Genomic DNA, 11,652 nt, shown 5'->3' with positions numbered 1-11,652 from the left:
GGCCCTTCGCCACCGCGGCGGTCGCGGCCGCCGCCGCCATGGTCAGGCCCGCCGCGAGCATCTCGCGGCCCTGCGGGCTGCTCGCCTTTTCCAGCAGCGCGCCGCCGACCTCGCGCACCTCCTTCGACAGCTTTATCCCCAGCACTTCCTTGGGAAGCTTCGCCGTCTTCGTCTTCTTGCCCTGCTTGGCCATGCCGCCGCCTTTCCTTGTGTGTCGCGAAGGTAAGACACCGCGGCGACGCTTTCAATCGGCTGTCCCAATCCGGTGCTGGCGAAGCGTGTCGCGCGTTCCTACCTCTGGCACTAGCCTCCGCCATAGAACAGAAGTAGAACCAGCCACATGCTGACCAAGATCTCCGTCCGCGGCGCGCGCGAGCACAATCTCAAGGACGTCGATGTCGACATCCCCCGCGACACGCTGACGGTCATCACCGGCCTTTCCGGGTCGGGCAAGTCCAGCCTCGCGTTCGACACCATCTATGCCGAGGGCCAGCGCCGCTACGTCGAATCGCTGTCGGCCTATGCGCGCCAGTTCCTGGAGCTGATGCAGAAGCCCGACGTCGATCATATCGAGGGCCTGTCGCCGGCGATTTCGATCGAGCAGAAGACGACGAGCCGCAATCCGCGCTCGACGGTCGCGACCGTCACCGAAATCTACGATTACATGCGGCTGCTGTGGGCGCGCGTCGGCGTGCCCTACAGCCCGGCGACGGGCGAACCGATTGCGGCGCAGACGGTCAGCCAGATGGTCGACCGCGTCATGGCCCTGCCCGAGGGCACGCGGCTGTACCTGCTCGCCCCCGTCGTGCGCGGACGCAAGGGCGAATATCGCAAGGAGATGCTGGAGTGGCAGAAGGCGGGCTTCACGCGCGTCCGCATCGACGGCCAGATCCACGAGATCGACGAGGCGCCCGCGCTCGACAAGAAGTTCAAGCATGACATCGAGGTGGTCATCGACCGTCTGGTCGTGCGCGGCGACATCGCCACGCGCCTTGCCGAAAGCTTCGAGACGGCGCTGAAGCTCGCCGAGGGCCTCGCCTATGTCGATCCCGCCGATCCGGTCGAGCCGCATACGCCCAAATCCGAGGTTCTCGGCGACAACGCGCCCGCCGGCCGCATCGTCTTCTCGGAAAAGTTCGCCTGCCCGATCAGCGGCTTTACCATTGCGGAAATCGAGCCGCGGCTGTTTTCGTTCAACGCGCCGCAGGGCGCCTGCCCGGCGTGCGACGGGCTCGGCGAGAAGCTGCTGTTCGACGAGGACCTCGTCGTCCCCAACCATGCGCTCAGCATCAAGAAGGGCGCGGTCGTCCCCTGGGCGAAGTCCAACCCGCCCAGCCCCTATTACATGCAGGTGCTGGGCAGCCTGGCGCGCGAATTCGCCTTCGACCTCGACACCCCCTGGGCCGACCTGCCCGAGAGCGTGCACGCGCTGATCCTGCACGGCAGCAAGGGCAAGCCGGTCACGCTGACGTTCATCGACGGCAAGAAGAAATACGACGTCAAGAAGCCGTTCGAAGGGGTGATCGGCAACCTCAACCGACGCCTGCTCCAGACCGAGAGCGCGTGGATGCGCGAGGAGCTGTCGAAATACCAGAGCTCGCGCCCGTGCGAGACGTGCCACGGCGCGCGCCTCAAGCCGGAGGCGCTCGCGGTCAAGATCGCGATGCAGGATATCGCCTATGCGACGCATCTGTCGGTGGTCGACGCGCTGGCGTTCTTCACCGACCTGCCCAACCACCTGGGCGACCAGCAGCGCGCGATCGCCGAGCGGATCCTGAAGGAGATCGTCGAGCGGCTCGGCTTCCTCAACAACGTCGGGCTCGACTATCTGAACCTCGACCGCACCAGCGGCACGCTGTCGGGCGGCGAGAGCCAGCGCATCCGGCTGGCGTCGCAGATCGGCAGCGGCCTGTCGGGCGTGCTCTACGTGCTCGACGAACCGTCGATCGGGCTGCACCAGCGCGACAACGACATGCTGCTGAAGACGCTGCGGCGGCTGCGCGACCTCGGCAACACCGTGCTCGTCGTCGAGCATGACGAGGATGCGATCCGCACCGCCGATTACGTCATCGACATGGGGCCGGGCGCGGGTGTGCACGGCGGCCAGATCGTCGCGCAGGGCACGCTGAAGCAGATCCTCAAGAGCAAGACCAGCATCACCGCCGACTATCTGAACGGCACGCGCGAGGTGCCGGTGCCGCCGAAGCGGCGCAAGGGCAACGGCAAGCAGCTGACCGTCCACAATGCGCGCGCCAACAACCTGACTGGCGTCACCGCGAGCATTCCGCTCGGCACCTTCACCTGCATCACCGGCGTGTCGGGATCGGGCAAGTCGAGCTTCACCATCGACACGCTCTATGCCGCCGCGGCGCGCGCGCTGAACGGTGCGCGCATCCTGGCGGGCAAGCACGACAAGGTCACCGGGCTCCAGCACCTCGACAAGGTGATCGACATCGACCAGTCGCCGATCGGGCGCACGCCGCGGTCGAACCCGGCGACCTATACGGGCAGCTTCACGCAGATCCGCGACTGGTTCGCCGGCCTGCCCGAAAGCCAGGCGCGCGGCTACAAGCCGGGTCGGTTCAGCTTCAACGTCAAGGGCGGGCGGTGCGAGGCATGCCAGGGCGACGGCGTGCTGAAGATCGAGATGCACTTCCTGCCCGACGTCTACGTCACCTGCGACGTGTGCCACGGTGCGCGCTACAATCGCGAGACGCTGGAGGTGAAGTTCAAGGGGCACAGCATCGCCGACGTGCTCGACATGACGGTCGAGGATGCCGCCGAATTTTTCCGCGCGGTGCCACCGATCCGCGACAAGATGGAGATGCTGGTCGAGGTGGGGCTGGGCTACGTCAAGGTCGGCCAGCAGGCGACGACCCTGTCCGGCGGCGAGGCGCAGCGCGTCAAGCTGGCCAAGGAACTGGCGCGGCGTGCGACCGGCAACACGCTCTACATCCTCGACGAACCGACGACCGGCCTGCATTTCGAGGACGTGCGCAAGTTGCTCGAGGTGCTCCACGCGCTGGTCGAACAGGGCAATACGGTCGTGGTGATCGAGCACAATCTCGACGTCATCAAGACCGCCGACTGGGTCGTCGATCTGGGCCCCGAGGGCGGCGTCAAGGGCGGCGAGATCGTCGCGGTCGGCACGCCGGAAGTGGTGGCGAAGGAGCCGCGCAGCTTCACCGGCAAGTATCTTTCGCCGCTGCTGAAGGGACGCGGCGCGGAGGCGATGGCGGCGGAGTGACGCGGCCGGCGCGGTTGCGTCAGCGGTAGCGGACGGCCAGCGTCGCGGTGCCGTTGGCGGGCACGCGCACCTGCCACGTCGCGATGCCGTCGACCTCCGCCAGATCGCCGTCCATCGGGGTGCCGTCGACGGCGGCGATCCCCTGCCCCGCCCGTCCGATCGGCAGCTCGACATCGACCGGCCGGGCGTTGGCGTTGACCACCGTCAGCCGGTCCTCGGCATCGCCCGGGCGCGCGCCGCTGGCGGAGGCGGTCGCGGCGCGGAGCGGCCGCTGTGCGACGGTCACCTGCGTGCTGGTGCCGGCGGCGATCCGCACCCGCTCGCCGATCGCGCGGTCGCCGAGCGTGCCGGTGCCGAGCAGAAGCCGCGTCGCACGGCCGGCGCCGGACAGATCGGTGTAGAGCGCGGTCGTGCCGGCGGGCAGCGGCATGCCGAGCCGGTCTTCGGGGCGGTTGCGCGCGACCAGCACGATCGCGGTATCGGCGGCGTCCAGCGTCTGGCCGGGATAGACGGCGCGGCGATAGCGACGCTCGAACGGCACGTCCGTCGCCGCGAGCAACGCCACCTGCTTCTGCCCGCGCGGCGCCACCGTCGTCGCCCGCGGGACGGTGTAGAGCTTCAGGTCGCCGAGGTCCTCGGGCGGCGGCGGCGCGACCGGCGCGGGCGGCGGTGGCGGCGGTGGCGCCATCATCATCATCGGCATGATCCGCGATCCGGTGACGACGATATCCTGCGCCTCCTCGTCCTCGTCGTAGCTCGGCCGCGTGATCGTCGGCAGGTCGGACGTCGTCGTGCCGAGCGGATAGCAGCGCAATTGCAATGCCGCGGCGGCCTGCACCCAGCGCTCCGTCCCGCGCCGGTTGAGCCGCCCCGCCACCGCCCGCACCCGCGCATCGGCGAACCGCTCCGGATTGCCGTTGGCGAGCGTCAGCCAGGCGAACAGGTCGAGCGTGCGGCCATCCGGCGCCACGCTCGCGACATAGCTCGCGCCCCAGTCGAACCCCGACGCCAGATAGGACAGCGTCACCGTGGCGGTCCGCGCCGCGGGCGTATCGGTGGCGACGCTCAGCACCGGCTTCGCCGACAGGCCGGCCGGCACGCGGTCGTAGGCAGGGCCCTCGGGCAGGCCCGCACAGCGCAGCGCCTCGATCCCCGATGCGGTGCGCAGGACGACACCGGGGCGCGGCCCGGCGACGATCGTCGCGGGCTCGCTGCGCCGCCGGCCGGTGGCGCGGTCGGTGCGCGTCACCGTCACGTTGCGCCCGAGCGTGCCGTCGACCAGCGCGGCGGGGGACAGCAGCCGCGCGTCGCGATTCTTCTCGATCGTGCCGCCGGGCAGGCCGTCGACGATCGCGCTGACCGGCACGATGCCTTCGGCGACGCCCTCGAACCGCAGCACGGCGGGGCCGCGGGGCAGCCGCACCGTCCGCGTCTCGGTCACCAGCGCAAAGCCCTGCAGGTCGTCGCGGTCGATCGGTTCGTAGCGCCCGCGCGCCGGGTTGCGGTAGACGGTGACCGCCACCGTCTGCGGCCCCGCCGAGACGATCGTCGCCGGCGCGGTCTGCGCGCCGGCGGTGCCGATCGCTGCGATCCCCAACACCACGCTCCATGCCGACGCGCGCACGGCGGGCAACGGCGCGCGCATCAGTAACGCGTGTCGAAGGTCGCCGTGACGGTCGTCTCGCCGTTCGCCGGCACCGGCACCTGCCACGTCGTGCGTCCCGCATCGCGCCGCTCGCTCCGGCGGCTTTCGTCGGTGATCCGCGTGTCGGACCAGTCGAGCCCACCCTGCGTCAGCTCGACCGTCACCGGCACCCGCCGCGCATTGGTCAGCGTGTAGCGCATCGCCGTCTTCCACCGGCTGTCGCCGATCCGGGTGCGGCTGACGACGACGGGCTGCACCTTGACGTCGAAGGCGTCGCCGGTGGCGAGCGCGATCTGCGACCCTTGCGGGGTGTGGTCGATCCGGTTCTCGCCGGTGAATTGCGGCTGGCCGCGCGCATCGCGGACGTAGACGCGCACCGTGCCCGCGGGCAGCGCGTCGCCCAGCGTGCCCCCGGCCGCAGCGGCACCGCTGTTGGAAAAGCGCAGCACGCTCGACGCGCTGCGCGGTTCGGTCGCGGTACCGAGCCAGCCGTTCTCGAACGCATAGCCCGATTGTGCCGCGACGCCCTTCGCGTCGAGGAAGCTCACCTGTTTGGTCTGCTTGTCGGCGATCGTCGTGCGGGCGGAGAGCGGATAGAGGTAGAAATCGCCCAGCTGCTCGCGGTTCGCGCTTTCGGTTCCGGCGCGCGTCATTCGGCCGAGCCGGCGTGGCGGCTGCGGGCGGTAGATGCCGGCATTGCCGTCGTCGCTCGCGACGTTGCCCGCGACCAGCAGCGTGCGCGCATTGTCGAACGTCGTCCCGCTGGTGTTCTTCAGCGTCACCCAGCCCTGCACGTCGATCCGCCCGGTCCTGTCGTCGAACAGCGCGACATAGTCGGCGCTCCAGCCGAGACCGCGGCTGAGGTAGGACAGGGTCGCGGGCCGTGCCCCCGCGCGGCTGCTGTCGAGCGTCACCGACAAGGTCGGGCGCGCGCGCAGCGATGCGGGCACGCGGTCGAAGATCGCGCGCACCGGCAGCCCGTCGTCGCGCAGCACCTCGATCCGGTCGCCGATCTGGAGCACGACGCCGCCGTTGACCGCGAGCACCTTCGCCCGCTCGCGCGTCTCGGCACCGGTGGCGGGGTTGGTCCGGAGCAGCGTGATCGTCTCCCCCACCGCCTTTTCCATCAGGCTCGACGGGCTGAGCAGGTCGTAATCGAAATTCTGTTCGACGATGGCGGCATCGGCGACCGCGAGCGACACGGTTTCCGGCCGGATGCTGGCGCTGACGTCGGGGAAGTCCTGCCGCACCTGTCCGCGGCCGAGCGTCAGGGGGCGGACGTCCTGCACCAGCGCGACGTCGTTGTTGTAGATCGTCACCGACACGTCGCCCTGCGCGCTGCGGGTCACGCCGGGCAGCGCCTGCGTCGGTGCCTCCGCCTGTTGTGCCACCGCCCCCGACGACAGCGCGACTCCCGACAGGACCGCCGCCCGCAGCCCGATGATCGTCGTCGCCATGTCCGCTCTCCCTCGTCCGTCGTCGCGTTGTGCCGCGCGGGGCGGGCGCTGACAACGGCCCTTCGCGCCCCTCCCGTCAGTCCACGACGATATGCGGGACGAAGCGCGCGGTGTCGCCGGTGATGAGCCCGTCCTCGCGAATGCCGATCCCCACCGGTTCGCCGTCGACGATCCAGCTGCCGATCACCGGGAAACATCCCGGCGCGGGTTCGGGCAACGGATAGATCGCCTGGTAGACATAGCCCTCGTCGCCATAATCTCCCCCGGTTTCGGCGACGATCGTGCCGGCGCGGCGGATCGAGACGTTGGCGCCCTCGCGCGACAGCAGCGGCTTGGCCACCGCGTCGCCGGCGGGGATGTCGAAACTCGCCGGCAACAGGTTGGGATGGCCCGGGAACAGGTCCCACAAAACCGCGAGCACGCCCTTGTTGCTCCAGATCATCTTCCACACCGGCTCGATCCACAGCGTCGTGCCCGCCGCGAGGCTGTCGAGCAACGGTGCGGCGAACGCCTCGTTCGCCATCCATTCCCAGGGGTACAGCTTGAAGATTGCCGCGATCGGCCGCCCGGCGTCGTCGACGAAGCGGCGCTCGTCGTGGTGCCAGCCGATCGCGTCGATCAGGATCGGCGCGGTCGCGATCCCCGCCGCCGCCGCGGTATCGCGCAGATAGGCCGCGGTGACGGCATCCTCGCCCGCTTCCTCCTGCGCATGCGCGACATGCAGCAGCGCGGGCAGCCGGGACGCGATCACGCGCCAGCGTGCGACCAGCGCGTCGTGCAGGCCGGTGAACTGGTCGTGTGCCGGAAAGCATTCCTCCTTCCAGCTCCACTGGATCACCGCCGCCTCCAGCAGCGACGTCGGCGTGTCGCAGTTGAATTCGAACAGCTTCGGCGGGTCGATCCCGTCATAGCCCAGGTCGAAACGACCGAAGTTGAGCGCGGGCGGCTCCGCTTCCCACGCATCGCGGATCGGCTGGTGGAAGGCGGCGGGGATGCCGAACCGGTCGAGCAGCGCACCATCGCCGACGATCGCCTCGCCCGCGGCCAGGAACAGGCGGTACAGTTCCGCCGTGGCATCCGCGAGGACGCCGACCTGCGCCGCGGTGAAACGATAGCAGGCGGATTCGTCCCAATAGGGCCGGCCGTCGGCGGTATGCCAGACCAGCCCCTCGCGCTCCACCTTCGCCTGCCAGTCGGCGCGCGGCACGATCGCGTCGCGGATCATGCGCGCGCACCGCCGAAGCTGCGCGCCGAGGCCCCGAAACCGCCGCGACTGATCGCGCCGGCGCGCGTCACGTTGCTGGCGGCAGGCGCGCGGCCGTAGCTGCGGCCCGGCACCCGCGCGTAGCTGCCCCCGCCGACGCGCTCGCCATAGGGCGGGATCAGCGCATTGCGCGCGAGGAAGTACCACAGGAACGGGCTGGCCCCGCCGCCGGCATGCGCTTGGCGCTGGCACTGATTGTCCGCGACGCGGTTGCCCGCCCGGTCGGTGCATACCGCGGTGTCGCCCTGCGCAGTCCACCCGTCGCGCTGCGGTTCGCTGCATGCCGATGCCAGCAGCGCCGCCGCCATACCGGTCGTGAACTTCAGCTCCGGACGCATGTCGTTTCCCCAAAACAGCCCTGCGTCGCAGCATACGACAGTGGCGATGTCCGAAAAAGCCCAATCCTCGCGCGGCGGCATTTACGCTCTAGTCTTGTGTCCAAACGTCGCCAAGTCGGCGCAAATAGTTCTATTCTAAGACTAACGAGCGAATTTTGATGCCCGACAGGCTTGACGACTGCCATGGCAGGAGTACGGCTGGAGTCGGTCAAAGGAGCAAACTATGACTGATGATACGTCCGATATGAACGCAGTTGAACTGGCAACCGAATTGACGATTGCTTGGCTCGGCAACCCGAATACCCGCACGTCCGCCGATGAGGTTCCGGCCTTTCTCGGCAAGATGCATGACACCGTCTCGGCACTGCTTGGCGCGACAGGTCCCGCCGTCGAGGCGCAGCCGGCGACAGAGTATACGCCGGCGGTTTCGTCGCGTAAGTCCTTGTCATCCAAGGATCATATTATCTCGATGATCGACGGCAAGCCGTACAAGACCTTGCGTCGCCACCTCGCGACGCATGGCCTGACTCCCGCCGAATATCGCGATCGCTATGGCCTGAAGTCGGATTATCCGATGGTCGCCGAAAACTATTCGGAAAGCCGCCGCGCGATGGCGAAGAAGATCGGTCTCGGCCGCAAGCCCGGACCGCGCAACGGCGACGCCGCGGCGACCGGTGCGAAGCGCGGGCGCAAGCCGGCCGAGGCCGACCAGGACTGACACGGCGATCCCGCCCGCCGCGGCGGGACGATGCGACACAGGCCCCGCGCCGGCACATGCCGGCGCGGGGCTTTTGCGTCGGGCGCGCGCCCGCGCGGCGTTACTGGCCGAAACTGCCCTTGCGATAGAGCAGCGTGATCGCGACGCGCCGGTTGCGCGGATCGCTCGGATCGCCGGTCACCAGCGGTTCGCGGTCGGCGACGCCCTCGATCCGTTCGAACCGCGTTTCCGGGATGCCGCCCAGCGCCAGCCGCCGCCGCGTCGCCTCCGCCCGGCCCGACGACAGCATCCAGTTGTTCATCGCCCGCGGGTCGCCATAGGGCACGCTGTCCGTATGGCCGCGGATCATGATCGTGTTCGGCGTGCCCGCGATCGTGCCCGCGATCATGCCGATCAGTTCCGACGCACGCTGGTCGAGCGCGGTCGTGCCGAGCGCGAACATCGAATAATCGGCATCGTCGACCAGATCGATGCGCAGCCCGTCCTGCGTCGGCACGAAGCGGACGTGGCTGGCGATCTTCGCGAGGCGCGAGGACCCCTTGATCTCCTTTTCCAGCTGTTCCTTGATCGCCTGGAACGCCTGGCGGTCGAGCTGCATCGCGGCCGGATTGCGCAGCGATCCCTTGTCCCCCGTGCCGCTCTTCTGGCCGCCCGACTGGCTCATCGGAATGCCGATCGACGCGACCGGCGCCGATGCCGCCTTGGGTCCCAGCTTGTTGTTGCTGAGGATCGATTCGCCGCCCAGCACGCCGTTGCCGCCGAGGCCGGTGACCTTCTTGTCGAGCAAGGTCGGCGCGAAATAGTCGGCGATCCCCTTGCGCTGCTTCTCGGTCGTCGCGCCGAGCAGCCACAGCAGCAGGAAGAACGCCATCATCGCGGTCACGAAATCGGCATAGGCGACCTTCCACGCGCCACCGTGGTGGCCGCCGTGGCCGCCATCGATGATCTTCTTGACGATGACGATCTTGGGCGGCTGGTTGCTGCCATGCGGCGCGGCGCGTGCCATCTGCTGTCCGTCCCCGCCTTACTTGCCGCGCAGGCCGTCGAAGACCTCGGCGAAGCCGGGCTGGTTCTTGTGCGCGATGCCGGACCGTGCCGCCTCGATCACCAGCGGCTGCGGATGGCCGTGCAGCGAGGCGATGATGATCTGCTTCACGACGTCGTAGATCGCGGCATCGGCGTCGATCACCTGCTTCAGCCGGCCGGCGAGCGGCGACACGATGCCGTAGGCGAGCAGCACGCCCATGAACGTGCCGACCAGCGCCGAACCGATCATCCCGCCCAGCACCGACGGCGGCTTGTCGATCGAGCCCATCGTCTTCACGATGCCGAGCACCGCCGCGACGATGCCGAGCGCGGGCAGCGAATCGGCGAGGCTGGTCAGCGTCGTGTGCGGCCCCTCCACCTCATGGTGATGCGTCTTGATCGAATGGTCCATCACCTCCTCGACCGCGTGCACGTCGAGCGTGCCCGACGACACGACGACGAGACGCAGCGTGTCGGCGATCAGATTGACCAGGGTGTGATCGGCGAGCAGCCGCGGATATTCGCTGAACACCGCGGAGGACTTGGGATCCTCGACATGCGGCTCGAGCGCGATCGGACCATCCATGCGCAGCATCTTCATGAGCTTGCTGACGAGGAAGATGACGTCGAGATAATCCTGCTTCTTGTACTTGGGGCCCTTGAACACCTTGGCGAGGCCGCCGCCCATCGCCTTCAGCTCGGTGCCCGAATTGCCGATGATGAGCGCGCCCGCCGCCGCACCGCCGATGATGAGCATCTCGTGCGGAATGGCTTCCATGACCGGGCCGAGCGCGCCGCCGGTGATGGCGAATCCGCCGAACACCATGGCGAGAAGGACGACAAGACCGATGGCTGGAAACACTGTGGGACACCCCGTTGCGCCGGCTGGGGCCGGCAACCGATGTCACCGGATTAACCGCATATCCTCGACAAGTGGTTACCGGCCCGGCAGGTTTGTTGCGATCGTGGCGGAAAGCGTCGGCATGCGGCGGACGCGCGTCTGCCCAAGGTGCGGCACGCGGCCGCCCCCGTCACCGCGACCGGCGTCGCCGCCGTTATTTCAGATAGTCGAACAGCGACAGGCTGGACAGCTTGCTGAAGCTCGCCTGCGAGGCGGACAGCGCCGTCATCATCTGCTGCAACTGCACCACCGCATCGGTGACGTCGACCTGTTCGAGCTTGCCGCGCAATTCGCTGCGGTCGGTGTTGGCGGTGGTCAGCAACTGTTGCTGCAATTCGATCCGCGCGCCGCGTGCGCCGATCGAGGCCTGGACGTTGGCGGACTGGTCGACCGCTGCGCCCAGCCCGTCGAGCGACGAGGCGACCGTCGCCGAGACGTCGCCGCCGGCGTTCAGCGCATCGGCAAGCCGGCTCAGCATCGCCAGCGTGTTGTCGCCGTTGCCGATATCGAAGATCCGCTCGGCGGTTTCGGTCGCCTGGACGCTCTGGCCGTCGGCGATCGGCACTTCCGACACCTGCGCGTTCGCCGGGAAGCTGAAGGTGCCGTCGCCGTTGGCGGTCACCGCCTTGCCGCCCGCGGCGGTGCCGAACAGCGGCTGGCCGCGCACGTTCTTGGTGTTGGCGAGGCTGACGAGCGAATCGACGATCGACTTCAGTTCGGTCGCGATGATCTTACGCGAGGCGTCGTTCTGCGTACCGGTCGCGGCCTGCGTCGCGAGTTCGGTGGCGCGCGTCAGCTGGGTGTTGACCTGCGACAGCACGCTGTCGGCCTGGTCGAGTAGCGACCCCGCCAGCGTCATGTTGGCGCCGTAGACGACGGCGTCGGCATCCTTGCGGTCCAGCTCGGCGATCTGCTGCGCGGCGACGGGATCGTCCGACGGCTTCGCATTCTTCATGCCGGTCGATATCTGCGTCTGCAGCTCCGATGCGCGCGCGCCCATCCTGGACAGGCGGGCCGAGGCGTTGCTGTAGAACAGGCTGGTGGAGATCTGCATGG

Annotated in this window: 9 protein-coding genes and 1 pseudogene; 2 read left to right on the top strand and 8 right to left on the bottom strand. The window is 68.7% G+C overall.

What is annotated here, in order from left to right; translation table 11 throughout:
- Nucleotides 1-193, bottom strand: a pseudogene (locus tag LPN01_RS08880) (hypothetical protein); the annotation flags it as partial.
- Nucleotides 194-340: 147 nt separating this feature from the next.
- Here LPN01_RS08880 and uvrA point away from each other — a divergent pair.
- Nucleotides 341-3,247 (top strand): excinuclease ABC subunit UvrA, encoded by a 2,907-nt coding sequence (uvrA, locus tag LPN01_RS08875; protein WP_262828017.1) that lies wholly within the window; start codon nucleotides 341-343, stop codon nucleotides 3,245-3,247.
- A 19-nt stretch (nucleotides 3,248-3,266) separates the two neighbouring features.
- On the opposite strand, the gene LPN01_RS08870 is transcribed toward uvrA, so the two are convergent.
- The 4 genes from LPN01_RS08870 to LPN01_RS08855 form a co-directional block, all read right to left on the bottom strand.
- The gene (locus tag LPN01_RS08870) at nucleotides 3,267-4,892 is read right to left on the bottom strand and encodes a DUF4139 domain-containing protein (RefSeq protein WP_262828016.1); all 1,626 of its coding nucleotides are present in this window, start codon (nucleotides 4,890-4,892) and stop codon (nucleotides 3,267-3,269) included.
- Nucleotides 4,892-6,349, bottom strand: coding sequence for a DUF4139 domain-containing protein (locus tag LPN01_RS08865; protein ID WP_262828015.1), 1,458 nt, complete (start codon nucleotides 6,347-6,349; stop codon nucleotides 4,892-4,894). The genes LPN01_RS08870 and LPN01_RS08865 overlap by 1 nt, the downstream gene beginning before the upstream one ends.
- Nucleotides 6,350-6,425: 76 nt before the next feature.
- Complete coding sequence (locus LPN01_RS08860; protein ID WP_262828014.1) at nucleotides 6,426-7,574, bottom strand: glutathionylspermidine synthase family protein; 1,149 nt, start codon at nucleotides 7,572-7,574, stop codon at nucleotides 6,426-6,428.
- Nucleotides 7,571-7,951 carry a hypothetical protein gene (locus tag LPN01_RS08855; RefSeq protein WP_262828013.1) on the bottom strand — a complete coding sequence of 127 codons (381 nt, stop codon included), beginning with the start codon at nucleotides 7,949-7,951 and terminating at the stop codon, nucleotides 7,571-7,573. Before LPN01_RS08855 ends, LPN01_RS08860 begins: the two co-directional genes overlap by 4 nt.
- Nucleotides 7,952-8,174: 223 nt before the next feature.
- On the opposite strand from LPN01_RS08855, the gene LPN01_RS08850 reads away from it, so the two are divergent.
- Nucleotides 8,175-8,669 (top strand): MucR family transcriptional regulator, encoded by a 495-nt coding sequence (locus tag LPN01_RS08850; RefSeq protein ID WP_262828012.1) that lies wholly within the window; start codon nucleotides 8,175-8,177, stop codon nucleotides 8,667-8,669.
- Between the two features lie 100 nt (nucleotides 8,670-8,769).
- Here the strand turns inward: LPN01_RS08850 and LPN01_RS08845 are convergent, their stop codons facing one another.
- From LPN01_RS08845 to flgL, 3 genes are all read right to left on the bottom strand, one after another.
- Nucleotides 8,770-9,675: a flagellar motor protein MotB gene (locus tag LPN01_RS08845; protein WP_262828011.1), complete on the bottom strand. Its 906-nt coding sequence runs from the start codon at nucleotides 9,673-9,675 to the stop codon at nucleotides 8,770-8,772.
- 18 nt (nucleotides 9,676-9,693) lie between these two features.
- Entirely contained in the window at nucleotides 9,694-10,557 is an 864-nt protein-coding gene (motA, locus tag LPN01_RS08840; protein ID WP_262828010.1) for a flagellar motor stator protein MotA, read from the bottom strand.
- Nucleotides 10,558-10,750: 193 nt separating this feature from the next.
- Nucleotides 10,751-11,650 carry a flagellar hook-associated protein FlgL gene (flgL, locus tag LPN01_RS08835; RefSeq protein ID WP_262828009.1) on the bottom strand — a complete coding sequence of 300 codons (900 nt, stop codon included), beginning with the start codon at nucleotides 11,648-11,650 and terminating at the stop codon, nucleotides 10,751-10,753.
- Nucleotides 11,651-11,652 lie beyond the last annotated feature (2 nt).

The organism is Sphingomonas sp. A2-49 (assembly GCF_025548555.1).
Lineage (GTDB): Bacteria > Pseudomonadota > Alphaproteobacteria > Sphingomonadales > Sphingomonadaceae > Sphingomonas.
This window is presented reverse-complemented; position numbering and strand designations above follow the sequence as displayed.

Excerpts from the sequence above, each read along its gene's own strand:
- uvrA (WP_262828017.1), top strand. The coding sequence starts at position 341 with ATGCTGACCAAGATCTCCGTCCGCGGCGCGCGCGAGCACAATCTCAAG.
- LPN01_RS08870 (WP_262828016.1), bottom strand. The coding sequence starts at position 4,892 with ATGCGCGCGCCGTTGCCCGCCGTGCGCGCGTCGGCATGGAGCGTGGTG.
- LPN01_RS08865 (WP_262828015.1), bottom strand. The coding sequence starts at position 6,349 with ATGGCGACGACGATCATCGGGCTGCGGGCGGCGGTCCTGTCGGGAGTC.
- LPN01_RS08860 (WP_262828014.1), bottom strand. The coding sequence starts at position 7,574 with ATGATCCGCGACGCGATCGTGCCGCGCGCCGACTGGCAGGCGAAGGTG.
- LPN01_RS08855 (WP_262828013.1), bottom strand. The coding sequence starts at position 7,951 with ATGCGTCCGGAGCTGAAGTTCACGACCGGTATGGCGGCGGCGCTGCTG.
- LPN01_RS08850 (WP_262828012.1), top strand. The coding sequence starts at position 8,175 with ATGACTGATGATACGTCCGATATGAACGCAGTTGAACTGGCAACCGAA.
- LPN01_RS08845 (WP_262828011.1), bottom strand. The coding sequence starts at position 9,675 with ATGGCACGCGCCGCGCCGCATGGCAGCAACCAGCCGCCCAAGATCGTC.
- flgL (WP_262828009.1), bottom strand. The coding sequence starts at position 11,650 with ATGCAGATCTCCACCAGCCTGTTCTACAGCAACGCCTCGGCCCGCCTG.